This window comes from Novacetimonas hansenii JCM 7643 (assembly GCF_000964405.1).
Taxonomy (GTDB): Bacteria; Pseudomonadota; Alphaproteobacteria; order Acetobacterales; family Acetobacteraceae; genus Novacetimonas; species Novacetimonas hansenii.
Window position 1 is genome coordinate 1 of record NZ_BANE01000314.1, and the last position, 24,498, is coordinate 24,498.

Sequence of the window (24,498 nt, forward strand, 5' to 3'; positions counted from 1 at the left end):
AAGCTTTTTAGAAAAAGCTTCACCAAAAACCTTTATGATTTCAGATCTTCTTGGGCCGGACTTTTCAAACAATCTTCGTATAGACGTTTTTGGCAACGGCCGTCCCATCCCCGAAAACCCTTTCCCCCATCTAAGGGGGATATGACCAAAGCTTCTTCCCCGGACATTTCCGGGACGCCGCAGGGATCATCATGGTCGTGGGGGCCAGCGCAATGTCGGCTCCGAACGCTGCCGCCGTTCCGCCCAGCGCGCCATGCGGGGAAGCCCCGTTTCCACCTTCCGCGCCATGGCGGCACGCGCTCCCCCATCCTGCCCGGTTGCACCCACCGCAGGCGGAACCCGGGCACGCAATGGCATGCGCGGGGCATCCGGCACCACCGGGGATGATGACGGCGACTGCGTGCCCTGCTCCTGCTGATCCTGCTGCGCACTCTCCTGCCATGGGGGGGGCGTGGAACGGGGGGCATGTTCACGTGGCCGTGGCGGACCCGGCGGCATATCGGATCGTATGCGGTCATCATCACCATCGGCCACATGGACCGTTGCCGCTGGTGGCGCATCGGCCGCTGGCGGCGATGCGCGACGTTCATAGGCAGGAATATCGCACTGCGGATCTTCGGGGTCCAGCATGCGGGCCGGACGGGCGTGGGCGGCCTGTGCGGCCCCAGTCCGGTCCGGGTCTTCGTGATCCTGATTACGCCCCTGCACGTAATCCCGTGCGCGATCCTGTGTGCGCAGGACTTCGGACAAGGGCTCGCCCGATGCGCCCTCCGCTTCTTCACGGATGGCGGCCGAATTGCTGGACATTGCCATAACGCGCAATTCGGCCTGCAGATCATCAATCTGCACCGCCAGGGCATCCAGCCGCCCCTTCACCCCGATCACCGCAAAGGGAACCAGCATCCACAACACGGCAAATACCAGCCCCACGATCAGGACCAGCGCCTGCGCCCATTGCGGCAGCCATTCGGGCCAAGGTAGCGTCATGGATGTCTCCTGACCTTCTGCATGACAGGAAACATACCCTTAATCCCGGCGGGGAACCATATGCCCATCATCCCGACGGAACATTACATGCCCAGCGCGCGACGATAGATGTCCAGCAGGGTTTCCTGTTCCTCCACCTCGGCGGGTTCCTGCTTGCGCAGGCGGATGATCTGGCGGATCACCTTGGTGTCAAAGCCTGCGGACTTCGCCTCGGTATAGATGTCCTTGATATCCCCGGCCAGCGCCTTGCGCTCTTCTTCGAGGCGCTCCACACGTTCGATGATACTGCGCAACCGGTCGGCGGCGATGCCCCCAACGGCCGCGCTGCTGTCGTCAGTTTCGAAATTATCGGCACTCATGTCCGCTGCCTCCGGATATAGTGATGGGGCCGTCATACACCCCGCCATGCCTCCCACAAGCAGGCGGCACGCATAACGTATTTGAACGGCGGGCTTATCGCGATGATGAACGCGGGTCAATGCCAGCTTGACATGCTCCAAAAGGCAGCCCTAATCGGTCCCTGAGCGTTGGTACCGGCGCATCCGCGTTCCCGATATGCCATGCATGGCGGAAATACGGGGCTGGAAACAGAACATCAGGCAGGAGGCCGATTTTCATGGCACATCTTCCCCCCGTCGATACGTTCGACTACATCGTCTTCGGTGGAACGGGCGACCTGACCATGCGCAAGCTGCTACCTGCGCTGTATTACCGCTTTCGCGACGGGCAGGTCCCGGCGGATGCGCGTATCATCGCGACCGCACGCTCCCCCCTCTCGCGGGGGGAATATCAGGACCGTGCGCGACAGGCACTGCAGGAGCACATCCCCCCCGCCTCGCTGGAGGCGGACACGGTCACGCGCTTTATCGAACTGGTCCATTATGTCAGCCTGAACGGTGCCGAGGCACAGAGCAACTGGGCCGACCTGCGCGGCCTGCTTGATCAGGAACCCGAAACCCGCATCCGGGTCTATTACCTTGCGACATCACCCGCACTGTATGGCCAGATCTGCGAGAACCTGAGCAAGCAGAACCTGATAACGGAGCAGTCGCGCGTTGTCCTTGAAAAGCCGATCGGCACGGACCTGCAGAGCGCGAACGCCATCAATGACAGCGTCGGGCGGCATTTCCCCGAAAACCACATTTTCCGCATCGACCATTACCTGGGCAAGGAAACGGTCCAGAACCTGATCACGCTGCGTTTCGCCAATCCGGTGTTCGAACGCCTGTGGACCAGCGACGCGATTGATTATGTGCAGATCACGGCCGCGGAAACCGTGGGGGTGGAGGGGCGCGGCGCATATTATGACCGGTCCGGCTGCCTGCGTGACATGATCCAGAACCACCTGCTGCAGGTGCTGTGTCTGGTCGCGATGGACCCGCCGGTATCGCTGGATGCGGACAGCGTGCGCAATGAAAAGCTCAAGGTGCTGCACGCACTCAAGCCGATCCGGCCGTCCGATGTCGCGATCTATACCTCCCGCGGGCAGTATATGCGCGGACATGTCAACGGGCAGACGGTTGGCAGCTATCTGGAGGACCTTGGCGAAGGCGTTACGAGCGAGACGGAAACCTTTGTCGCGCTGAAGGCCGAAATCCTGTCATGGCGATGGGGCAATGTGCCGTTCTACCTCCGGTCGGGCAAGCGCATGGCAGAGAAATGCAGCGAGATCGTGATCCAGTTCAAGTCCGCGCCGTGGACCATCTTTGCCAACCGTCCCGCCGCGAACCGCCTGGTTATCCGCATCCAGCCCGACGAGGGCGTCATGCTGTCGGTTTCCACCAAGGACCCCACCCCGACCGACAGCCTGTCCCTGCGTGAGGCGGACATCAACATCGAGTTTGAAAAGGCGTTCAATATCCGTTATCCCGATTCCTATGAACGGCTGCTGCTTGATGTCGTGCGCGGCGATCCGATCCTGTTCATCCGGCGTGATGAGGTGGAGGCCGCATGGAAATGGATCGACCCCATCCTGCAGGGATGGAGCAAGAACGAAGCCCCGCTTGAACCCTATCCCGCCGGGACATGGGGGCCTGAGGGCGCGCGCAACCTGCTGGCGCAGTCGGGACACCTGTGGCACGAGGACATGAAATAACGCATGGCCGTTTCCCCCCGCCTTTCCGGCCGCAAGCGCGCCCCCATGACCATCCGCCAGCGGATCGTCCGGCGCGTGCTGATGGTGATCCCCATGGCGCTGCTGGCCTTTATCGTCATGCGCATGGGGTGGCTGGACCAGGCCGCCGACCGGCTGACCTTTTCAAAGGTCAGCTGGTTCGACAACACCGCACTTGTGGAACATTTCCGCACGATCGTGACGCATAACGGCATGACGCACGACCGCAAGGACTGCCTGCTGTTCGTCCTCAACGGCAACGACCCGCCCGATGCCACCAACCTTGACGTCATGGAACGCCATTCCGGTTCCTGCCCGGGCGACCACAATACCCTGCCGCGCCTGTTCACACTGCGTGTGGACCGCCTGTCACAAAGCGTGCAGACCGACTGGCAGACCCCCGGCGTGTTCCACGCCATGCCGCAGTAAACAGCGATGGCACGCCGCAAGGCCTGCATAAAGCCCGCGCTGCGGCTTTCCCGGAAACGTTCAAAAACGCCGCCTTTGTAAAGCGGCGCCCCCGGATGACTGAGGGTTCCGTTGCATCTGGATGTATGGTTCAGGTGCGGGCGAATGCTTCACGCAAGTGTCGCGCGCCATAGCGGATCGCGGATTTCCCGCCGGGCAGGAATGAGTAGAAATTAAGAAAACCGTGGACCGTCCCCGGCCATGTCCGGGTGATGGCCCGCGACCCCGCCGTGCGCATCGCAGCGGCATATCCCGTTCCCTCATCATGCAGGGGATCGCACTGCGCAAGGGCGATGACCGCGGGCGGCAGGTTGGCAAGCGAAGACGCAAAGACCGGCGCCAGGCGCGGATCGCGCAGATCCTGCGGGTCGCGGATATATTCCTGCGCATACCATTCCATCACACGGGTGCTGAGCACATAGCCATTTGCATAGACTTCACGCGAGGGAACCGGGCGCTCTCCATAAAGTGAGGGGTAATACAGTAATTGCAGGGCAAGCGGCGGATGCCCCCACCCACGGCTCATCTGGCTGAGGACCGCAGCAAGCGTACCGCCCGCGCTGTCCCCCGCCACCGCGACCTTCCCACCCCACCGCCATGCCTCTGCCACCAGCCATTGCAGCGCAGCCCAGCAGTCATCCACGGCGGCAGGAAACCTGTTTTCCGGCGCAAGGCGGTAGTCAAAGGACAGGACAGCCGCCCCTGACTGCCGCGCAAGGCGACAGCAGATCCCATCGTGGGAGTTCAGGCCACAATGGACATATCCCCCCCCATGCATGAACAGTACGACGCCGCGCACCTTGCCATAAGGAACATAAAGCCGCGCCGGCCGCAGTTCAGTCGCACCGGGGACGCGCATGTCGATGACACGCCGGACCTGCAGGCGCGACAGACGTTGCGGGAAACAGGGACGGTCAAAGCGTCGGCGAATATCCTCCAGCGAATGGGGGACATGATTGTGACGGGCCGCACTCGCCTTCGCCCCCATCAGGAACAGGCGGGTCAAAAGCCCCGGAAGCCGCCCGCGCGGAAGGGGCGCGGACGCCGCGACATCAGAAACAGACAACAGCACGCCTTTCGTAATCGGTCATGAGTTTTCGCGTCCCAAGGCTTTAGCCCTTGACGCGGGACGCATGCACCGCCAGTTTCCGCATGCCAGACGGTCGGACGACCGCTGTCGGCGCGCCCGTGCGCAATGATGGAGGAAAGTCCGGGCTCCACGGAAGAACGGTGCCGGCTAACGGCCGGCGGGGGCGACCCCAGGGACAGTGCCACAGAAAACAGACCGCCCCCACGGCTGATGGACCGGTTTTACGATCGGGCCGGATGTTGGGGGTAAGGGTGAAACGGTGCGGCAAGAGCGCACCGCGCGCATGGTAACATGGGCGGCAGGGCAAACCCCACCGGGAGCAAGACCGAATAGGAACGGCAGGCGGGCGGATTCCGGTCCGCGCCGTCAGGGGCCTTTCCGCCCCGTCGTTCGGGTTGGTCGCGTGAGGCGTGCCGCAAGGCGCGTCCCAGAGGAATGGTCGTCCCATCCCTTCGGGGATGGACAGAACCCGGCTTACAGACCGTCTGGCATCTTTATCCCCCCACATGGGCCTGCATGGCACGAACCCAGAGGCGGGATTAAGTATTCATTAAAAAGAACAAAACATAAACATCTGTCGGCTGGTGGCATTTATGCCCCCGGTCTGCCGGATATATTCCTCTTTACCTGTCATTACACCCCTTACGGCTGAACAATAGCAGTCTGCCGCCATTTTTTGCATATCTTTAATTGACCGCCCATGAAATCCCATGATATCCCACATAGACCCAGTGAAGTTGAGTGAAGGAAGCACCTTTCACCCGCGCCGGGCACGGTCTCGGACCTTCTGTAATTCATGCCGGGGAGGGCATCGCGCAGCGTGAGTGTATTCCTTGGCACGCATCAGAACCGGCTGGATGCCAAGGGGCGGGTCTCCATCCCGTCGGCTTTCCGCGCGACGCTGCGCACCCTTTCACGGGCGGGCGAACCGCTGGTCATCATGCGCCCGTCCCATCTGCATCCCTGCCTCGAAGCATGGCCAAGCGCCTCATTCTCCGCACTTGCGCGCCCGCTGGACGAAGTGGACATCTTTTCCGAGGACCATGACGACCTTGCCACCGCGCTCTATGCCGATGCCTATCCCATCGACGCGGACAAGGAAGGACGCATCCTGCTGCCTGAAACACTGCGTGCGCACGCCAACCTGACCGAACAGGTCACGTTCATGGGGCTGGGACGCATCTTTCAGGTATGGGACCCCGACGCCGCGGCGCAGCGCCGGGACGAGGCACGCACACGGGCGCGGGCACTGACATCGGGCAGGAAGACGGCCGCCTCCCCACCGGAAGGATCGGCATGACCACGACGCCCCCCACCCCACCCCGCATTGATGGCGGCCACATACCGGTCATGCTGGCAGAGGTGCTCTGTGACCTCGCGCCGCGTGATGGCGCGACCTACCTCGACGGGACGTTTGGCGGCGGCGGCTATGCGCGCGCCATCCTGTCGGCCGCGGAATGCACGCTGTGGGCCATCGACCGCGATCCCGCCGCCATCGCACGTGGCGCGGCGCTGGCCACGTCCTTCCCCGACGGGCAGGAACAGTCGCGCCTGCGCCTGATCAAGGGCGGGTTCGGGGACATGGCCTCCCTCCTTGCCGCGCGTGGGGTGGATGCACTTGATGGCGTGGTGCTTGACCTTGGGGTCTCCTCCTATCAGATCGACCAGCCCGAGCGCGGATTCTCCTTTCGCATGGACGGGCCGCTGGACATGCGCATGGGGGACGAGGGCACGACCGCCGCCGATGTCGTCAACCGCTATCAGGAAAGCGAACTGGCCGACATCATCTATACCTATGGCGAGGAACGGATGTCGCGCCGGGTGGCGCGCGCCATTGTCGCGGCAAGGGCGGAAAACCCGATCACCACCACGGCGGCGCTAGCGGACATCGTGCGTTCGGTCGTGCGGGCGGACCGTTCGGGCATCGACCCCGCGACGCGCACGTTCCAGGGCCTGCGCATTTATGTGAATGACGAACTGGGGCAGATCGAACGCGGGCTGGAACAGGCGCTTGGCCTGCTGGCGCCGGGCGGGCGGCTGGTGGTCGTGTCCTTTCATTCGCTGGAGGACCGGTTGGTAAAGCTTGCGATGAACCGCGCATCAGGCCGCATGCCCGGCCCTTCACGCCACGACCCGGGCGCCGCCATGCAGAGTACGCAACGCCCCGCCTTCCGCCTTGTCCGTAACAAGGCCATCCGCCCGTCGGATACGGAATGCCGCCATAACCCGCGCGCACGCAGCGCGCGGCTGCGCACGGTCGAACGCGTCATGACATTCCCGGACACGGATTCCGCCACATACATGGGACAGCAGCAATGATCCGCATCATCACGCTTTTATGCGCCCTCATGACGGCGGGGTCCGGGCTGTTCCTGTATACCAAGAAACAGCAGACTTCCGCGCTGGACCAGAAGATCGCACAGATCGTGATGCAGACCGAACGCACGCGTGACCAGACGGCCATGCTGCGCGCGGAATGGACGATGCTGAACCAGCCCGACCGGCTGCATGTCCTGGCCGAACGTTATGACCCGACGCTGCGCCCTGTGGCGCCAACGCAATTCGTACAGATGGCCGCCCTGGGTTCACATCTGCCCACGCCGGGATCCACGCCCATTGCACCGGCCAACCCGCGTGCGAATATGGGTATCTCCCTTGCTGCGGACCACATGACCGTCACCACGCCCGACCCCGTGCCGCATCCCCATGCCGCGCCCATGGTGATGGCGCAGGCCAGTGCCCCGCGACCGCCCGTGATGTCCCCGTCCCCCACGCCGGTGACACGCCATGCGCAACCCGCCCGTGTGGAGACCGCCCGTGTGGAGGCCACCGCCCTGCATGCCGACCGACCGGAACATGACGTGCCAAAGCCCGCGCCACGTCCGGTTGAACGTCCCGCCACCGTCATGGCGGAGAATGAGGCCCCGGCCCACCTGCCCGCACGCGTGACCCACACGGCGGCCCCCACCCATGACGTCGTACTGGCCAGCACCCATGTCGCGCCCTATCGTTACCATCCCGCGCATGAAGTGTCGGATGCGGCATGGCATCCGGCAGACACACTTTCCTCCGTCCGTGGCGGGGGTGGCAGTTCGCTGGCCAATTCCCGTACGTCCGCCCTTCCCCCGCCCGTACCCGTCAGCAACTGACGACGGTCGCTTCCGCTGCCGGATACCGTCGGTGACATGAACGATACGCCCCGCCCGCCCAGCCAGGATACACATACGGACAGTTCCCGCCCCACAGGCGGGACTTTGCGCATGAACATGGCACGCTATAAAACGGACACCCGCCTGCTGGTCGTGGCGGGGGTTTTCTGCGTGCTGTTCGGCGCGGTGGGCGTGAAGCTGAGCATTGCGACGATCATCATGCCGCTTGCCCCACAGCAGCACCAGATCGCGCCACAGGTTCCGCCCATCCCCAAAAGCGACCCGAAGGGCATGGTGGCCAACGACATCGTCCTGCCGCAGGTGCATCGGGCCTCCATCGTGGATCGCAACGGCCAGGCGCTGGCGATTTCCCTGCCGGTGGCGCAGGTTTATGCCAACCCGCAGGAAATGATCGACCCGCAGGACGCCACGCGTAAGCTCAAGCAGGTACTCCCCCATATTGATGCGGCGGAAACCCTGCGCCGCCTGTCATCGGCACGGCAGTTTGTTTATCTGGCGCGTGACATTTCGCCGGCAGAGGAACTGGCGATCAATAACCTGGGCATTCCCGGAATCTATTTCGAACCGGGTGAACGCCGTCGCTATCCCATGGGGCGCGTCGCGGCGCAGATCATGGGCGGGGTGGACATCGACGACCATGGCGTCGCCGGGGTGGAACGGTTCTTTGACAAGCGCCTCGACAGTAACCGCGCGCCGCTCACGCTCTCGCTCGACGTCCGGGTGCAGAATGTGGTCCATGATGAACTGCAATCGGCCATGGATACATTCCAGGCGATCGGCGCATGCGCCATCGTGATGGATGTACGCAATGGGGAGATCATCGCCATGGTCAGCCTGCCTGACTATGACGCCAATGATTTCGGCCATGCCCCCGCCGACGCCCGCTTCAACCGCGCGGTGACGGGCATGTATGAACCCGGCTCCACCTTCAAGCTGCAGACGACGGCCATGGCGCTGCAGGATGGGGTCGCGCACATATGGGACCGTTTTTCCAGCGTGCCGATCAAGGTCGGGCGCTTCACCATTTCCGACATGAAAAACGACCATTTCGACCCGTGGCTTTCCCTGCCAGAGGTCATGGCCCATTCCTCCAACCCTGCGGCGGCGCATATCGCGCTTGATGCGGGGGCGGCGCGCCAGCAGGACTGGCTGCGCAACATGGGCTTTTTCGCGCGCGTTCCCATCGAACTGCCCGAGGCCGGGCACCCCATTATCCCTTCCACACGCAACTGGGGTGTTTCCACTGTCATGACCGTCGCCTTCGGACATGGCGTGGCGGAACCCCCCCTGGCCATCGTGCGCGGCACGGCGGCGACGGCCAATGGTGGCTTCCTGCTCAAACCCACGCTGCTGCTGCATGACCAGGACAGGACGCCGGGCGGCACCCCCGTGCCCGATACGGACATGGCGGCACAGACCCCGGATGCACAACGCCTGATCTCGGCGGAAAATTCATCCATCCTGCGCAAGATCCTGCGCCTTGACGTGACCAAGGGCACGGGCGACCGGGCGGAATCCGCAGGCTATTACGTGGGGGGCAAGACGGGTACGGCCGAAAAGATCGGCGCGCATGGCGGCTATCTCAAGCATGTCAATGTTTCGGCCTTTACCGGCATATTCCCGATGAATGCACCGCGTTATGCGGTCTATGTCATGCTCGACAGTCCCAAACCGACGGCACAGACACATGGATGGACCACGGCGGGATGGAACGCCGCGCCGACGGCATCGCACATCATCACCCGCATCGCACCGATGATGGGCCTGTTCCCCGACACCGCGCATCAGGAGGCGATCGAGAATTCCCTGTTCATCCCGATGCGCCCGCCCGTCCCGCATGGATATCGCGCGCTGGGTCCGGGGAATGATCCTGGCACCATGCACCTGCATGAAAGCGAGGGCAGTCGCCATGGCAGCCATCATGGGACAGGGGAAATGACGTCCGAAGCGGGGCATTTGGCGCGCATGCATGCCGCACGGGACGAACGCGAAGGGGCCATGCCGTTAAAGAAGCGGCAGGAACGGGGATAGACATGAAACTGACGACAGCACTGCACCGCGCGGGCCTTCCGACGGATGGCTGCGGCCATGACCCGGAAGTCAGCGGGATCACGGCCGACAGCCGGCAGGTGCGCCCGCGCATGATCTTCGCCGCCATCGCGGGCAACCGCGCCGATGGCCGCGCCTTTATTACGCAGGCGCTGCAACAGGGTGCGTGCGCCATCATTTCGACACCGGATGCCTGCGCTGCGGTGCGGCAGGCGGGACATGACATTGCGTGCATCGCAACCGACGACCCGCGCCACGCCCTGTCGGTGATGGCGGCAGCGCTGATGCCCGCGATGCCCGGCCATGTTGTCGCCGTGACCGGCACGAATGGCAAGACGAGTACGGTCGAATTCGTGCGCCAGATCTGGCAGCATCAGGGACATGCCGCCGCGAGCATCGGCACGCTTGGCATCATCTCCCCCACCGTGCCCGCGCTGTCGGGACCATCGCTGACGACACCCGATGGCGTGACGATGGCGCTGACGCTTGGCACCCTGCATGAACATGGGGTGGATGACATCGCCATTGAGGCCTCCTCCCATGGCCTTGCGCAGCGCCGCCTTGACGGGGTGCCCCTTGCTGCTGCCGGGTTCAGCAACCTGACGCGCGATCACCTTGATTACCATGGTGACATGGACAGCTATCGCGCGGCAAAGCTGCGCCTGTTCGATACGCTGCTGCCGCCAGGTGGCCTGGCGGTGGCCAACGCGGACATGGAGGGCGCAACGCTGGAGGCGCTGCGCGCCATTGCCGTGAAACGGGGGCTGGACCTGCGGCTGGTGGGGGAAAGCGGGGATGCGATCCGCCTGCTGCGCGTGACCCCGCGCCCGGATGGGCAGGTGCTGGATGTGGAATGCAATGGCACGCGGCATGAGGTCGCCACACGGCTGCCCGGACGTTACCAGGTGGATAACATGCTTCTGGCCGCCGGGCTTGCGGCGAGCAGCAGGGATATGATGTCCGCGGCCATCAACTGCCTTCCCGCCCTTGTCGGCGTGCGCGGGCGGATGGAACATGCCGTGACCCTGCCCAACGGGGCGGCGGTTTATGTTGATTACGCCCATACGCCCGACGCGCTGGAACGGCTGTTGCTGTCCTTGCGGCCACATGCGTCGGGACGGCTGGTGGCGGTATTTGGCGCAGGTGGCGACCGTGACCGGGGTAAACGGCCATTGATGGGCGCGGTTGCGGGGCGCCTGGCCGATATGGCCATCGTCACCGATGACAACCCCCGTACGGAGGATGCAGCAGCCATCCGGCGCGAGGTCATGGCGGGCGCGCCGGACGCCAGCGATATCGGCGGGCGCAGGCAGGCGATTGCCGAGGGACTGTCGCGGCTCAAGGCCGGGGACGTGATGGTCGTCGCGGGCAAGGGCCATGAACAGGGGCAGACGGTCGGCACGACGGTCCTGCCCTTTGACGATGTTTCCGTCATCCGCGAACTGGCGAACGCCCCATGACCGCCCCCATCCTGTGGACCGGCACCGAACTCCTCACGGCGACGGGCGGGCATTTCCGCGCGTCCCCCCACCCCGGCGCGGCGTCGTGCGAGGGTCTGCGCGCAACCGGTGTTTCCATCGACACGCGGACACTGGCGGCGGGTGACATCTTCGTCGCACTGGTGGGGGAAAACTCCGACGGGCATGCGCACATCACCCGCGCACTGGATGCCGGTGCGGCCGTTGTGATCGCCCATCGCGATCCCGGCGTGGAGGACGCGCGCATCTTGCTGGTGGATGACACGCTGTCCGCGCTCAACGCCATGGCAGCATTTGCGCGCACGCGGTTCGCGGGCCGGATGATCGCCGTGACCGGCAGCGTGGGCAAGACCACCACCAAGGACATGCTGCGCCATGCGCTGGGCGCGTGCGGGCCGACCCATTGGGCGGTTGCGTCTTACAACAATCACTGGGGTGTGCCGCTCACACTGGCGCGCCTGCCTGCGTCGGCCATGTTCTGCGTGTGTGAAGTGGGCATGAACAACCCCGGCGAAATCGCCCCTCTGGCACAGATGGTGCGGCCCGATGTCGCGGTCATCACGACCATCACCGGGGCGCATCTGGGACATATGGGCAGTCTGGAGGCCATCGCGCGTGAAAAGTCGGACCTGATCGCGGCCCTGCCGCGGGACGGGGTGGCGATCGTGCCCGATGACGTGACGGGCATGGCCATCTTCGCCACACAGGCCCGTAACCATGGCGCGCGCCTGTGGACGGCGGGCACGCACCCCGGCAGCACGGCGCGGATGGAAGATTTCCAGCGCCGCCCCGATGGTGGTGCGTTCCGTGCCCTGATCGACGGATGGTCGGGCACGGTCAACCTGCATGCACCGGGCCGCCATATGGCGGGCAATGCGCTGGTTGCGCTGACGGCGGCATACGCGGTGGGGGCGGACATGGCATGCGCGGTGCGGGGCCTTGCGGATTTCCGCCCCGGGGCCGGACGCGGGGCGATCACCCCCATACTGCACGGGCAGGCAAGCCTGCTTGATGAAAGCTACAACGCGTCGGTCGCCTCGATCCGCGCGACGCTTGATGTCCTGGGGCAGGTCCCGGCACGGCGGCGTATCGCCGTGCTTGGCGACATGCTCGAACTGGGCGCGTTTGCGCGTGACCAGCATGAATCCCTTCTTCCAGATGTCCGCGAACATGCGGACCTTGTTTTTTGTTGCGGCCCGAACATGAAATATCTCTTTGATCTCCTGCCCCCCTCCCGACGTGGTGCATGGGCACCCGATGCCGCGACCCTTGCCCCACAGGTGCGCGCGGCGATGCGCGCGGGTGACGCCATCCTTGTCAAAGGCAGCCTCGGACTGAAGATGCGCCAGGTGGTCGATGCCCTGAACACCCTTGGCACGCATGATGACGCGCGGGGGCGCGCCTGATGCTTTATGACCTGTTCCAACGCCACGCGGCGGGCCATGTCTCGGTCCTTAACCTGTTCCACTACATCACCTTCCGCGCCGGGGCCGCATGCCTGACGGCGCTGGTGCTCAGCCTCATGCTGGGGAACCCGCTGATTGCGCGCCTGCGCCGTATCCAGCGCGGCGGACAGCCCATCCGCACACTGGGGCCGGAACGCCATCTGGTGGAAAAGGCCGGGACCCCCACCATGGGGGGGGTCCTGATCCTTGTCTCCCTGCTGGGATCGACGCTGTTGTGGGCGGACCTGACGAACGGGTTCGTCTGGGCGGTCATGACCATCACCCTTGCGTTCGGCGCGGTCGGCTTTGCCGATGATTACCTCAAGCTGTCGCGGCGCAACACCGACGGCGTGTCGATGCGCATGCGCCTGGGCTGTGAATTCGCGGTCTCCCTGATTGGCGGGATCTGGATCGAGGGACTGATGCCACCGGACCTTGCGAACCACCTTGCCTTCCCCTTCGTCAAAGACCTGCTGCTGCCGCTGGGCTATGCCTTTCCGGTGTTTGCGATGATTACGATCACGGGCTTTGGCAATGCGGTCAATTTCACCGACGGGCTGGACGGACTGGCGATCGTGCCCGTAACCATCGCGGCACTGGTCTTCGCGCTGATTTCCTATCTGGTGGGCAATCATATCTTTGCCGATTACCTGCAACTCCATGCCGTGCCGGGCACCGGGGAACTGGGGATCTTCTGCTCCGCGCTGGTGGGGGCGGGGCTGGGATTCCTGTGGTTCAACGCGCCACCTGCCGCAGTGTTCATGGGGGATACCGGATCACTCGCCCTTGGCGGGGCGTTGGGGGCCGTCGCGGTTGCGGTCAAGCATGAACTGGTGCTGTGCATCGTCGGTGGGCTGTTCGTGATCGAGACGTTTTCGGTCATCATACAGGTCTTCTGGTACAAGCGTACCGGGCGCCGGGTTTTCCTGATGGCGCCCCTGCATCATCACTTTGAGAAAAAGGGATGGCCTGAATCCAAAATCGTCATACGCTTCTGGATCGTTTCCATTGTGCTGGGACTGTGTGGCCTTGCCACACTGAAACTGAGATGAACACATTTCCCACCGACCTGTTCACCGGACAACACATCGCCGTGCTGGGCCTTGGCCGCAACGGCATGGCCGCTGCCCGTGCGCTGGGCGCGATGGGGGCACGGGTGCAGGCGTGGGACGATACGTTGTCGGGACATGCCCCCCCTGACGCCCCTGCGGGCGTCAGCTTTGCCCCGCTGGTGGACATGGCGGGGTTCGATGCGCTGGTGATGTCACCGGGCATCCCGCACATCCTGCCGGCCCCCCATCCGGTGGCGGCGATGGCGCGCGCGGCGGGAGTGCCGATCGTATCGGATGCGGAATTCCTGTTCCGCGCCGTCCGCCGTGCGGGATCGCATGCACGGTTCGTGGGGGTGACCGGCACCAATGGCAAATCCACGACCACCGTTCTGCTGGCCCATCTGCTGGATCATGCCGGCATTCCCGCCATTGCCGGTGGCAATCTTGGCCCTGCGGCCCTGTCACTGCCCTTATTGCCCGATAATGGTGTCTATGTTCTTGAAATGTCATCGTACATGCTCGAACGCCTCGACAGGATGCATTTCGATGCGGCCTGCCTGCTGAACCTGACACCCGACCATCTGGACCGGCATGGGGACATGGCGGGCTATAGCCGTGCAAAGCTGCATATCTTCGACCGTCAGGGCACGGGCGATCTTGCCGTACTGGGCGATACGTTGCCGGATTGCGCCGGGCTGACGGCGGATCTGCGGGCACGCGGCATCGACGTGATGGTGGCTGGCGGGGGGGCCGATGCGCCGGACATGTCGGTTCACGACGGGCTGCTGCGTGACCGTACGGGCGTGATTGCCGACCTTGCGCACGCCCCTTCCCTGCCCGGCGCGCATAATGCGGAAAATGCCGCCACCGCGACGGCCATTGCGCTGTGGCTGGGCTGTCCCCGCACCATCATCGGGGCCGCCATGGCATCGTTCGACGGGCTTGCCCACCGGCAGAAAACCATCGGCACAATTGACGGCATCCGTTTCATTGATGACAGCAAGGCCACAAACGCGGATGCCGCCGCACGCGCGATGTCGTGTCATGAGCGCATGATCTGGATCGCGGGCGGAATTGCCAAGGCAGGCGGGATCGCAGATCTTGTCCCCCTGTTCGATCGTGTGGCGCATGCGTTCCTGATCGGGCGCGATGCCCCCGAACTGGCGCACACACTGCGCGCACAGGGGGTCGCCCATACCATTGTCGGCACGCTGGACCATGCGGTGCCCGCCGCCCTGTCGGCCGCGCGCACGCTCCATACCCCTGTGGTACTGCTCTCGCCTGCATGTGCGAGCTTTGACCAGTTCACAGGGTTCGAGGCACGCGGCCAGCACTTTGCCGGGCTTGTCAGCGCACTGGCGGCGGATGCGCACGCCCCGCGACGGGATGGGGCATAATGGCGGCCCTGTCACGTATCAACACATCGCCCATGGCGCGGTGGTGGCGCAATGTGGACCGCGTTACCCTGATCTGCGTGGGTATCCTGATCGGGTTCGGCTATATCCTGATGCTGGCGGCAAGCCCGGCCGTGGCGGTGCGTATCGGCGCATCACGCGACATGTTCATCTTCAAACAGGTGTGCTTCCTGCTGCTTGCCGCAGCCATCGTGATCGGCACGTCGCTGCTGTCGATACGCACGATAAAGGTGGTGGGTGCCGTGGGATTCGTGCTGGGCATCATGGCCACGGCGCTGACACTGGTACATGGGATCGAGATCAAGGGCGCACGGCGCTGGATCGCATTGCCGATGATGTCGGTACAGCCGTCCGAGTTCCTAAAGCCCTTCTTTGCCGTGGTGACGGCGTGGCTGCTGACGGAACGGCAGAAACGTAAATTCTTTCCCGGCATGCTGATTGCGCTCGGCCTGTTCGGGATTGTGCTGCTGCTGCTGAAGTCACAGCCCGACATCGGGATGCTCAGCGTCATTACGACCGTCTTCATCACGCAGCTTTTCGTCGATGGGCTCAGCCTGTTCCTCGTGGCGGGTGGCGTGGGATGCATGATCGCGGCCTTTATCGGTGCCTATGCCGTTTTCCCCCATGTCCGTTCCCGCGTGGAGCGCTTCCTCCACCCCGAGGTGGGCGACCATTACCAGATCGACACCGCCCTGCGCGCCTTTGGCAATGGCGGGCTGCTGGGCCGTGGTCCGGGCGAAGGGCGCGTAAAGGACCTGTTGCCTGATGCACATGCCGACTTTGTCTTCGCCGTCGCGGGGGAGGAATTCGGCATGATCGTATGCATGTTCATCATCGGGGTCTTTGCCGTGATCGTCATTCGCGCGCTGCTCAAGCTCCTGCGTGAAAACGATCCTTTCATCGTCATCGCCACGACCGGGCTGGTGACGGGCTTCGGGTTGCAGGCATTCGTGAACATGGGATCGACGCTGCACCTGATCCCGACCAAGGGCATGACGCTGCCCTTCATTTCATATGGCGGTTCGTCCGCCATGTCCGTTGCCCTGACGATCGGCATGGTCCTTGCGCTGACACGTACGCGCGTCAACACCAACGACAGCCAGTTCGGGCCATCCACGCCCGCGTTCCTGAACCGGAGAGCCCGCCCATGACCCGCCCGCGCCCCATCATCATCGCAGCCGGCGGCACGGGGGGGCATTTCTTCCCGGCGGAGGCATTGGCAAGTGAACTGGTCCGGCGCGGGCACGAGGTCGGCCTGATGACCGACCGCCGCGCGGGCATCCGTGAAAAGGGGATTTTCGCCGGCCGGCAGCAGTTCGTCCTGCCCGGCGCGGGAATTGCCGGACGTGGCGCGGTACGCGCCGCGCGCGCCGCCCTGGCGCTGGCGCACGGGACATGGCGCGCGCGCGCGATCCTGCGCGGGCTGCAACCTGCGGCGGTCGTGGGATTCGGGGGGTATCCTTCCGTCCCGCCCCTTCTGGGTGCGCACCTGATGGGCAGGGACCGGCCGCTGATATTCCTTCATGAAGGAAACGCGGTCATGGGCCGGGCGAATGCGTTCCTGTCACGCTGGGCGCGTGCGATCGCAACCTCCTTCCCCACCGTGGCTGGCCTGCCCCCGGGCGTTCCCGTCACCGAAACGGGCATGCCGGTACGCCCCGATATCGCAACGGTGCATGACGTGCCCTATCACCCCTCAAGCGGCGTGATAAGACTGCTGGTCTGGGGCGGATCACTTGGCGCGCGCATCTTCAGCGATATCGTCCCCGCAGCCCTTGCGACGCTGCCCCCGCCGCTGCGTGCGCGCATCGAGGTCACGCAACAGGTCCGCACCGAGGATATGGAGCGTGTGCGCGCGGCCTATGGCGCCTGTGCCATCCCGGCGTCCGTCGCGCCGTTCCTTGACAACGTGCCCGACCTGCTGCGTGACGCGCATCTGGTGATCGGACGCGCGGGCGGATCATCGGTGGCAGAGGTAACGGTCGCGGGACGTCCTGCGATTCTCGTGCCGCTGCCCATCGCCGCCAGTGACGAACAGAGCGCGAATGCCCGCGCGCTGGTCGCCGCGGGCGCGGCATGGATGATCCCGCAGGCCGAACTTACCCCCGACAGGCTGGCGGCGATGCTGGTGGAACTGCTGGGTGATCGCGATGCGCTGGCGCGTGCCGCCACGGCCGCGCGCGCGATTGGACGCCCCGACGCCGCCGCACGTTTGGCGGACATGATAGAAGGATGCTTGCATCCCATGGCCAGTGCCGCCTAATCCGGCAGAGCGAAGACGGAGACTGATACATAATGAGAGCCCTGCCCCTTTCCATTGGCACCATCCACTTTGTCGGCATAGGCGGCATCGGCATGTCCGGCATTGCCGAGGTGCTGCATATGCTGGGTTACGCGGTACAGGGGTCCGACATCGCCGAAAGCGCCAATGTCGCACGCCTGCGCGCGTCGGGCATCCCGGTCACGATCGGCCATGACGCCGCCAACCTTGGCGCGGCGCAGGTGGTCGTGACCTCCACCGCCGTGCAACGCGACAACCCCGAAGTACTGGCCGCGCGCGCGCGCCTGATCCCGGTTGTGCGCCGTGCGGAAATGCTGGCCGAACTGATGCGCCTGCGCTGGTCCGTCGCGGTTGGCGGCACACATGGCAAGACCACGACCACCAGCCTTGTCGCCGCCGTGCTGGAGGCTGCGAAGCTGGACCCCACCGTCATCAATGGCGGCATTATCGAGGCCTATGGCACCAATACCCGCATGGGGTCGGGCGACTGGATGGTGGTGGAAGCAGACGAAAGCGACGGCTCCTTCCTGCGCCTGCCCTCCGTCATCACCGTGGTGACGAACATGGACCCCGAACATCTGGACCATTGGGGCACGGAAGAGGCGATGCAGGCGGCATATGACCAGTTCGTCTCCAACATCCCGTTCTATGGCTTTGCCGTTCTGTGCATCGACCATCCCGCCGTGCAGCAGATGATCCCGCGCCTGTCGGACCACCGGATCGTCACCTATGGCTTTTCCCCGCAGGCCGACATCCGCGCGGAAAAGGTCATTACCGACAAGCTTGGCGCCACGTTCGAGGTGGTCGTCACCAGCCGCAACCGCAACCGTTCACGCCGCGCGGGGCCGTTCCGCCTGCCGATGCTGGGCCATCACAATGTCCAAAACGCGCTGGCGGCCATCGCGGTGGGCGTGGAAATGGAAATTGACGATGCGACAATCCGTTCCGCCTTTGCCGCGTTCAAGGGGGTAAAGCGCCGGTTCACCCGCACGGGGGAAACGGGCGGCATCACCGTGATCGATGATTACGGCCACCACCCCGTGGAGATCGCCGCCGTCCTGAAGGCGGCGCGCCAGGCGGGGGCGAACAATGTCATCGCGGTGATGCAGCCGCACCGGTATTCGCGACTGCAGAGCCTGTTTAACGAATTCTGCACATGCATGAACGATGCTGGCACCGTCATCATCGCCGACGTATATGCCGCAGGCGAACAGCCGATAGAAGGAATGGACCGCGATGCCCTGGTCGAGGGCCTGCGTGAACGCGGGCACCGTTCCGTCGTGCCCCTGCCCGGGCCGGAACATCTTGCTGAAATGATCAATGCAATCGCCCGCCCCGGTGATTTCGTGGTCTGCCTTGGCGCGGGGTCGATCACCCACTGGGCGCAGGCCCTGCCGGGGCAGCTTGCCGAACTGCAATCCGCCCCGTCCGCCCCGGCGGCGCACAAGGGGGAAGATGCGGCGTAATGACACAGGCTGCAACTGGCGCACCTGCCGCCCCCACCCCCGTACAATGGCGCGAGGACCTGATCCGTGCGCTGGTGGATTTCCGCGGGCGCCTCACGCCTGATGCCCCGCTGGGGCCACGGACATGGTTCCGCGTGGGCGGGGCGGCGGAACTGCTGGTGCAGCCGGCCGATGCACGCGACCTTGCCCTTGCGCTGCGCCATATCCCGCTGGAGGTGCCGGTACGCGTGCTTGGCGCCTGTTCGAACACCATCATCCGCGATGGCGGCATTGATGGCGTGGTCATCCGCCTGGGTCGTGGCTTTGCCGACATCGCGCATGACGGCAACGGGCTGATCGCAGGGGCCGCATGCCTGGACATGACGGTGGCGGAACATGCCGCAACCTGCGGCCTTGCGGGGATGGAATTCCTTGCGGGCATCCCCGGCGCGCTGGGCGGGGCGGTGTCCATGAACGCGGGGGCCTATGGCTCGGACATTTCCAACATCCTTGACTGGGTGGAAATCATCACCCGCGATGGCGAGGCCCTGCGCCTGCCGGGCGGGGCGCTGAAGTTCAGCTACCGCCATGCCCTTGTGCCACAGGGGGCCGTGGTGGTGCGCACGCGCCTGTGCGGGCAACCGTCGAACGGCACGGCCATCCGCGAACGCATCGCACAGATCCGCGCCGCGCGCGAAGCGGCACAGCCCGTGCGTGCGCGTACCGGGGGGTCCACCTTTCGCAATCCCGCGCCGGACATATCGGACCGCAAGGCATGGGAACTGATCGATGCGGCAGGATGCCGGGGGCTGACGCTCGGCGGGGCGCAGGTCAGCGAGAAACACTGCAACTTCCTGCTCAATACCGGCGCTGCCACCGCCGCGGAGCTGGAGGAACTGGGCGAGAGGGTGCGCGCGCGCGTGCGCGAACATACCGGCGTGACCCTTGAATGGGAAATCCGACGGATCGGGCGGCCCGCCGCACATCCCCCCGAACAGCACCCGGACAAGGAGACGCCGGGCAAGGAGACGACAGCATGACACGACAGAATATCTCCGTCCTGATGGGGGGCATGTCGGCGGAACGCGAGGTCAGCCTGAAATCCGGTGCAGGTGTGACGGACGCGCTGCGCTCACTTGGCTATCCGGTGCGGCAGGTCATCGCGGGTGAGGATTTGGGCGCGCTTGTCTCCGAACTTACAACGCACCGCCCCGATGTCGTGTTCAATGCATTGCATGGCAGGTTTGGGGAGGACGGGTCCATACAGGGCGTGCTGGACTGGATGGGCATTGCCTATACCCATTCCGGGGTCCGTACCTCTGCCGTTGCGATGGACAAGGCGGCGGCACGTGCCGTGTTCACGGCGGCGGGCCTGCCGGTGGCGCGCGGGACGGTCGTTGCCATGTCGGAACTGGAGGCTGCGGACCCCCTGCCCGTGCCGTATGTCATAAAGCCGCTGAACGAAGGGTCATCCGTCGGGGTGCATATCATCCGCGCGGGTGCGAACACCCGCGCCAGCATCGCCCGGTCATGGCGGTTTGGAACTTCCGCACTGGTTGAGGAGTTCATACCTGGACGCGAACTGACAGTAGGTGTGATGGGCGACCGGGCGCTGACCGTAACCGACATCACGCCACGCGATGACGGCGGGAACGGCTTTTATGATTATGACGCCAAGTACCAGCAGGGCGGGTCATCGCATGTACTGCCCGCGCGCATCCATCCCGATGCGTTCGAACACGCCCGCGCGCTCGCGCTTGCGGCGCATCGGGCGCTGGGATGCCGGGGGGCGTCACGCACCGATTTCCGTTATGACGATACCCGCGATCCCGACGGGGCCGGACGCCTGGTCATACTGGAGACCAATACACAGCCCGGCATGACCGAAACCTCGCTTCTGCCGGAACAGGCGGCGGCATGTGGCGTGGCCTATCCGCAGCTATGCCAGTGGCTGGTGGAACAGGCGACCTGTCGTACATGAAGCGGGCGGCCGACAACCTGAATGACCGCCCATCGCGGCTGTCCATCTTCGTACGTCGGCAGAAGCGGCTGATCCGTCCTGCGCTGCTTACCCTCGTGCTGTGCGCCGTGGGGGCAGGATGTGTCGCATTCGCCCATCGCCTGGGGTCGGATGAACGTTTTGCCCCCTTACGCGCACGCATTGTCAACATGCTGCCACTGCGTATCACGAACATCACGGTCACGGGCAACGAACTGACGGGGGATGACGCCCTTCAGGATGCGCTTGGCGTGCGCAGGGGGGACTTCATCCTCGGCTTCTCGCTCAATGCCGCGCGGCAACGGATCGACGCCCTGCCGTTCGTGGACCATTCCGTGATCGAACGCCACCTGCCCGATACGATCATCATCCACCTGATCGAACGCCGCCCCTTTGCGGTATGGCAGAACCACGGGCATTTCATGCTGATCGACCGCGAAGGCAATCAGGTGCGCGATCAGGGAATGACCGGCAAGGATGCACAGGCGTTCATGCAGCTTCCGCTGGTGGTCGGGCCGGACGCCAACATTGCCGCGGCCGCGCTGATGGATGAACTCTCCGCGCAACCGGAAGTACGTGCCCATGTCGCGGCGGCCGTACGGGTGGGGCAACGACGGTGGAACCTGACACTGCGCGACGGCACGGTCGTACTCCTGCCCGAAGGGGAAGAAGTCCCCGCGCTCAGGCGGCTGGCGCAGATGCAGCAGGACATGCGCATTCTCGAACGTCCCGTCCTCTCCATCGACATGCGCCTGCCCGACCGCCTGATCATCCGCGAGCCCCCGCACCCCGCAGGCAATGACAATACGCCCCCCGGCACGGCAGCCCCCAGCGGGTTGCCCGCCCCAGAGATGCCATGGACCCGCCCGGACATGGCCAATGTGCGGAGACGTGCATGAGTAACCTGATCATCCGCCCCGATCCCCCCACCGCCCCACAGCGTACGCCAGCCGTACCCGCTGTACCAGCCCTGCGGCAGGCTGCCCCGGTTCCCGCCCTGCCGAACACGGCACGGCGCGACCGGCGCGCGGTGACGAACATCATCCCGATGGCGGAGGACCGCCCCCAGCGCAAGCTGCGTTCCGGCCTGTTCAGCGTGCTGGACATCGGTTCGACCAAGATCGTGTGCCTGATTGGCAAGGGGGAGCCGGACGGATCGCTGCGGGTGCTTGGCCACGGGTGGCGCCGCTCGCACGGCGTGCGCTGTGGCGGGATTGTCGACCTCAAGGAAGCAGAAGCCGCGATACGTGCCGCCGTAGGACAGGCCGAAGACATGGCGACCCTGCGCAAGGACGAGATTTTCATCAACCTGTCATGCGGCCATCCCGAAAGCCGCCACCTCAACATCCGCTGGCCCATCGGCGGGCGCGAGATCGGGGACGCGGACATGCGCCGGATCACGACCGAAGGACGCATGCGTGCCCTGACGGAAGGGCGTTCGGCCATCCATACGCTGCCGCTGGATTACGCCGTGGACGAAACGCAGGGCGTGCCTGACCCGCGCGGCCACCTGTGCGATCACCTCTCCGCGCGCATGCATGTGATCGACGCCAACACCACGGCGCTGCGTAATGTGGAGGCAGTGCTGTCGCGTGTGGACCTGACGATCGCGGGCATGGTCTCGGCCCCGCTGGCATCCGGTCTTGCCGTCCTGAATGAGGAGGAGCGCGACCTTGGCGTCACGGTGGTGGATATGGGCGGGGGCACCACCTCCATCGCCGTATTCAGCGAAGGCAGGCTGATCCATACCGCCAGCATCCCCATCGGCGGTCAGCACATCACGCGTGACATTGCCCATGGCCTGTCCACCTCCATCGACAATGCGGAACGGCTGAAGACCATGCACGGGTCAGCCGAAATCTCCTCCGGCGATGATCAGGAAATGGTGCTGGTGCAGCTTATTGGCGACAACGACCATCATTATGTCAGAATTCCCCGCTCTAGGATCGTCTCCATCATTCATCCGCGCGTGGAGGAAACACTGGAAATGGTCAATGACCGCCTGGAAATGGCCGGGCTGGGGCCTGCCGCCGACGGGCGTGTCGTCCTGACGGGTGGCGGTTCCCTGCTGGAGGGAATCGGCCCGATGGCGGCGCGTGTCCTTAACCGGCGCGTCCGACTTGGTCATCCACGCCATATCCATGGCCTGCCGGAAAACCCGGCGACATGGCCGATGTTTGCGACGTCCGCCGGTCTGCTTGCATGGGCGGCAGGTGCGGGCGACGCGCTGAACGATACGGGAATCAGCGATGTACGCCCGACCGGCCTGTTCCGACGTTTCGTCGATTTCATCCGCGACAGGGTATGATATTAACGATAAAGTCTTTATTTAATACCCGATAAGCAAGCGCACAATGCGCGCCCCCATCCACCCATCCCTCGCCTTCGGGAGCCGACCATGACCCTGAATCTGACCATCCCGCAGCAGAACCATTCGGATTTCACCCCACGCATAACGGTGTTCGGGGTTGGCGGCGGTGGCACCAATGCCGTTGACAACATGATCAACATGCAGTTGCAGGGCGTGGAATTCGTGGTGGCCAACACCGATGCGCAGCAATTGTCCCACAGCAAGGCCGATCGTCGCATCCAGCTTGGCCCTCATCTGACGCAGGGGCTTGGCGCGGGGGCAAAACCCGAAATCGGGCGGGCCGCAGCCGAAGAAGCATGCGACGAACTGTCGCGCCATCTGGATGGCGCGCACATGATCTTCATCACCGCCGGGATGGGGGGTGGCACGGGCACGGGGGCGGCGCCGGTCATCGCCCGCATGGCGCGCGAACGCGGCATCCTGACGGTGGGCGTCGTGACCAAGCCCTTCACCTTCGAAGGTGGCCGCCGTGCCAAGTCGGCGGATGCGGGGATTGCCGAACTCCAGCAGTTTGTCGATACGCTCATCGTCATTCCCAACCAGAACCTTTTCCGGCTGGCCAATGAACGCACCAGTTGGCAGGACGCGTTCAAGATGGCCGACAACGTTCTGTATATGGGCGTACGTGGCGTGACCGACCTGATGATGGCGCCGGGGCTGGTCAACCTCGACTTTGCCGACATCCGCACGGTCATGGCGGAAATGGGCAAGGCCATGATGGGCACGGGCGAGGCGGAGGGTGAAAATCGCGCCATCGCCGCCGCCGAAGGGGCGATTTCCAACCCGCTGCTCGAAGACACGTCGATGGGTGGCGCGCAGGGCCTGCTGATCAACATCACGGGGGGCGAGGACCTGACCCTGTTCGAGGTGGATCAGGCCGCCAACCGCATCCGCGAGGAAGTGGCGGACGACGCCAACATCATCTTCGGTTCCGCGATCGACCCGAACCTGAATGGCCGCATCCGCGTATCCGTGGTGGCGACAGGCATCGAAAGCGCGACGGACCACGCCAAGGCCGCCGCCGCGGCACCGCCGCCACCCGCGGCAACCCCTGTGGCAGAAAGCGCGCAGCAGCAGCCCCCCGCCCCGGCACAGGCGACGGCACAGGCGGCACCGCCCGCCACGCCCCCCATGG

Annotated in this window: 21 protein-coding genes and 1 other RNA gene; 19 read left to right on the forward strand and 3 right to left on the reverse strand. The window is 64.6% G+C overall.

Annotation, left to right across the window (positions count from 1 at the left end):
- Positions 1 to 189: 189 nt before the first annotated feature.
- Positions 190 to 987, reverse strand: a complete 798-nt coding sequence (locus tag B7G66_RS15740; RefSeq protein ID WP_003620535.1) for a hypothetical protein — start codon at positions 985 to 987, stop codon at positions 190 to 192.
- 83 nt (positions 988 to 1,070) lie between these two features.
- Positions 1,071 to 1,346 (reverse strand): DUF2312 domain-containing protein, encoded by a 276-nt coding sequence (locus B7G66_RS15745; RefSeq protein WP_040510890.1) that lies wholly within the window; start codon positions 1,344 to 1,346, stop codon positions 1,071 to 1,073.
- A 257-nt stretch (positions 1,347 to 1,603) separates the two neighbouring features.
- Here B7G66_RS15745 and zwf point away from each other — a divergent pair, with 257 nt between their 5' ends.
- Positions 1,604 to 3,082 (forward strand): glucose-6-phosphate dehydrogenase, encoded by a 1,479-nt coding sequence (gene zwf / locus B7G66_RS15750; RefSeq protein WP_048859379.1) that lies wholly within the window; start codon positions 1,604 to 1,606, stop codon positions 3,080 to 3,082.
- A 3-nt stretch (positions 3,083 to 3,085) separates the two neighbouring features.
- Complete coding sequence (locus tag B7G66_RS15755; protein ID WP_003620543.1) at positions 3,086 to 3,529, forward strand: hypothetical protein; 444 nt, start codon at positions 3,086 to 3,088, stop codon at positions 3,527 to 3,529.
- A gap of 130 nt (positions 3,530 to 3,659) precedes the next feature.
- On the opposite strand, the gene B7G66_RS15760 is transcribed toward B7G66_RS15755, so the two are convergent.
- Positions 3,660 to 4,556: an alpha/beta hydrolase gene (locus tag B7G66_RS15760; RefSeq protein WP_048859381.1), complete on the reverse strand. Its 897-nt coding sequence runs from the start codon at positions 4,554 to 4,556 to the stop codon at positions 3,660 to 3,662.
- Between the two features lie 167 nt (positions 4,557 to 4,723).
- Here B7G66_RS15760 and rnpB point away from each other — a divergent pair.
- From rnpB to ftsZ, 17 genes are all read left to right on the forward strand, one after another.
- Positions 4,724 to 5,151: RNase P RNA component class A (gene rnpB, locus B7G66_RS15765), an RNA gene on the forward strand.
- 327 nt (positions 5,152 to 5,478) lie between these two features.
- Entirely contained in the window at positions 5,479 to 5,958 is a 480-nt protein-coding gene (gene mraZ / locus B7G66_RS15770; RefSeq protein WP_003620548.1) for a division/cell wall cluster transcriptional repressor MraZ, read from the forward strand.
- Positions 5,955 to 6,977, forward strand: coding sequence for a 16S rRNA (cytosine(1402)-N(4))-methyltransferase RsmH (gene rsmH, locus B7G66_RS15775; protein WP_003620553.1), 1,023 nt, complete (start codon positions 5,955 to 5,957; stop codon positions 6,975 to 6,977). Before mraZ ends, rsmH begins: the two co-directional genes overlap by 4 nt.
- On the forward strand, positions 6,974 to 7,807 hold the full coding sequence (gene ftsL / locus B7G66_RS15780; protein ID WP_003620555.1) for a cell division protein FtsL: 834 nt from the start codon (positions 6,974 to 6,976) through the stop codon (positions 7,805 to 7,807). The genes rsmH and ftsL overlap by 4 nt, the downstream gene beginning before the upstream one ends.
- A 36-nt stretch (positions 7,808 to 7,843) precedes the next feature.
- The gene (locus B7G66_RS15785; RefSeq protein ID WP_003620557.1) at positions 7,844 to 9,859 is read left to right on the forward strand and encodes a peptidoglycan D,D-transpeptidase FtsI family protein; all 2,016 of its coding nucleotides are present in this window, start codon (positions 7,844 to 7,846) and stop codon (positions 9,857 to 9,859) included.
- Positions 9,860 to 9,861: 2 nt separating this feature from the next.
- Complete coding sequence (locus B7G66_RS15790) at positions 9,862 to 11,337, forward strand: UDP-N-acetylmuramoyl-L-alanyl-D-glutamate--2,6-diaminopimelate ligase (protein ID WP_003620560.1); 1,476 nt, start codon at positions 9,862 to 9,864, stop codon at positions 11,335 to 11,337.
- Positions 11,334 to 12,761 carry a UDP-N-acetylmuramoyl-tripeptide--D-alanyl-D-alanine ligase gene (locus B7G66_RS15795; RefSeq protein WP_003620562.1) on the forward strand — a complete coding sequence of 476 codons (1,428 nt, stop codon included), beginning with the start codon at positions 11,334 to 11,336 and terminating at the stop codon, positions 12,759 to 12,761. Before B7G66_RS15790 ends, B7G66_RS15795 begins: the two co-directional genes overlap by 4 nt.
- Positions 12,761 to 13,852 carry a phospho-N-acetylmuramoyl-pentapeptide-transferase gene (gene mraY / locus B7G66_RS15800; RefSeq protein ID WP_003620564.1) on the forward strand — a complete coding sequence of 364 codons (1,092 nt, stop codon included), beginning with the start codon at positions 12,761 to 12,763 and terminating at the stop codon, positions 13,850 to 13,852. The genes B7G66_RS15795 and mraY overlap by 1 nt, the downstream gene beginning before the upstream one ends.
- Positions 13,849 to 15,249 carry a UDP-N-acetylmuramoyl-L-alanine--D-glutamate ligase gene (murD, locus tag B7G66_RS15805; RefSeq protein WP_003620566.1) on the forward strand — a complete coding sequence of 467 codons (1,401 nt, stop codon included), beginning with the start codon at positions 13,849 to 13,851 and terminating at the stop codon, positions 15,247 to 15,249. Before mraY ends, murD begins: the two co-directional genes overlap by 4 nt.
- The gene (locus B7G66_RS15810) at positions 15,249 to 16,418 is read left to right on the forward strand and encodes an FtsW/RodA/SpoVE family cell cycle protein (RefSeq protein WP_003620568.1); all 1,170 of its coding nucleotides are present in this window, start codon (positions 15,249 to 15,251) and stop codon (positions 16,416 to 16,418) included. The genes murD and B7G66_RS15810 overlap by 1 nt, the downstream gene beginning before the upstream one ends.
- The gene (gene murG / locus B7G66_RS15815; protein WP_003620571.1) at positions 16,415 to 17,530 is read left to right on the forward strand and encodes an undecaprenyldiphospho-muramoylpentapeptide beta-N-acetylglucosaminyltransferase; all 1,116 of its coding nucleotides are present in this window, start codon (positions 16,415 to 16,417) and stop codon (positions 17,528 to 17,530) included. The genes B7G66_RS15810 and murG overlap by 4 nt, the downstream gene beginning before the upstream one ends.
- A 32-nt stretch (positions 17,531 to 17,562) precedes the next feature.
- Positions 17,563 to 19,014 (forward strand): UDP-N-acetylmuramate--L-alanine ligase, encoded by a 1,452-nt coding sequence (gene murC / locus B7G66_RS15820; protein WP_003620573.1) that lies wholly within the window; start codon positions 17,563 to 17,565, stop codon positions 19,012 to 19,014.
- The gene (gene murB / locus B7G66_RS15825; RefSeq protein ID WP_003620575.1) at positions 19,014 to 20,033 is read left to right on the forward strand and encodes a UDP-N-acetylmuramate dehydrogenase; all 1,020 of its coding nucleotides are present in this window, start codon (positions 19,014 to 19,016) and stop codon (positions 20,031 to 20,033) included. The genes murC and murB overlap by 1 nt, the downstream gene beginning before the upstream one ends.
- Positions 20,030 to 20,974, forward strand: coding sequence for a D-alanine--D-alanine ligase (locus B7G66_RS15830; protein WP_003620576.1), 945 nt, complete (start codon positions 20,030 to 20,032; stop codon positions 20,972 to 20,974). Before murB ends, B7G66_RS15830 begins: the two co-directional genes overlap by 4 nt.
- Positions 20,971 to 21,891, forward strand: a complete 921-nt coding sequence (locus tag B7G66_RS15835) for a cell division protein FtsQ/DivIB (RefSeq protein WP_003620578.1) — start codon at positions 20,971 to 20,973, stop codon at positions 21,889 to 21,891. The genes B7G66_RS15830 and B7G66_RS15835 overlap by 4 nt, the downstream gene beginning before the upstream one ends.
- Positions 21,888 to 23,300, forward strand: a complete 1,413-nt coding sequence (gene ftsA / locus B7G66_RS15840; RefSeq protein WP_052955185.1) for a cell division protein FtsA — start codon at positions 21,888 to 21,890, stop codon at positions 23,298 to 23,300. Before B7G66_RS15835 ends, ftsA begins: the two co-directional genes overlap by 4 nt.
- A gap of 90 nt (positions 23,301 to 23,390) precedes the next feature.
- A partial coding sequence (ftsZ, locus tag B7G66_RS15845; protein ID WP_048859380.1) for a cell division protein FtsZ occupies positions 23,391 to 24,498 on the forward strand: 1,108 nt, incomplete at its 3' end.

Coding starts and splice junctions, on each gene's coding strand:
- B7G66_RS15740 (WP_003620535.1), bottom strand. CDS start 987: ATGACGCTACCTTGGCCCGAATGGCTGCCGCAATGGGCGCAGGCGCTG.
- B7G66_RS15745 (WP_040510890.1), bottom strand. CDS start 1,346: ATGAGTGCCGATAATTTCGAAACTGACGACAGCAGCGCGGCCGTTGGG.
- zwf (WP_048859379.1), top strand. CDS start 1,604: ATGGCACATCTTCCCCCCGTCGATACGTTCGACTACATCGTCTTCGGT.
- B7G66_RS15755 (WP_003620543.1), top strand. CDS start 3,086: ATGGCCGTTTCCCCCCGCCTTTCCGGCCGCAAGCGCGCCCCCATGACC.
- B7G66_RS15760 (WP_048859381.1), bottom strand. CDS start 4,556: ATGGGGGCGAAGGCGAGTGCGGCCCGTCACAATCATGTCCCCCATTCG.
- rsmH (WP_003620553.1), top strand. CDS start 5,955: ATGACCACGACGCCCCCCACCCCACCCCGCATTGATGGCGGCCACATA.
- ftsL (WP_003620555.1), top strand. CDS start 6,974: ATGATCCGCATCATCACGCTTTTATGCGCCCTCATGACGGCGGGGTCC.
- B7G66_RS15785 (WP_003620557.1), top strand. CDS start 7,844: ATGAACGATACGCCCCGCCCGCCCAGCCAGGATACACATACGGACAGT.
- B7G66_RS15790 (WP_003620560.1), top strand. CDS start 9,862: ATGAAACTGACGACAGCACTGCACCGCGCGGGCCTTCCGACGGATGGC.
- B7G66_RS15795 (WP_003620562.1), top strand. CDS start 11,334: ATGACCGCCCCCATCCTGTGGACCGGCACCGAACTCCTCACGGCGACG.
- mraY (WP_003620564.1), top strand. CDS start 12,761: ATGCTTTATGACCTGTTCCAACGCCACGCGGCGGGCCATGTCTCGGTC.
- murD (WP_003620566.1), top strand. CDS start 13,849: ATGAACACATTTCCCACCGACCTGTTCACCGGACAACACATCGCCGTG.
- B7G66_RS15810 (WP_003620568.1), top strand. CDS start 15,249: ATGGCGGCCCTGTCACGTATCAACACATCGCCCATGGCGCGGTGGTGG.
- murG (WP_003620571.1), top strand. CDS start 16,415: ATGACCCGCCCGCGCCCCATCATCATCGCAGCCGGCGGCACGGGGGGG.
- murC (WP_003620573.1), top strand. CDS start 17,563: ATGAGAGCCCTGCCCCTTTCCATTGGCACCATCCACTTTGTCGGCATA.
- murB (WP_003620575.1), top strand. CDS start 19,014: ATGACACAGGCTGCAACTGGCGCACCTGCCGCCCCCACCCCCGTACAA.
- B7G66_RS15830 (WP_003620576.1), top strand. CDS start 20,030: ATGACACGACAGAATATCTCCGTCCTGATGGGGGGCATGTCGGCGGAA.
- B7G66_RS15835 (WP_003620578.1), top strand. CDS start 20,971: ATGAAGCGGGCGGCCGACAACCTGAATGACCGCCCATCGCGGCTGTCC.
- ftsA (WP_052955185.1), top strand. CDS start 21,888: ATGAGTAACCTGATCATCCGCCCCGATCCCCCCACCGCCCCACAGCGT.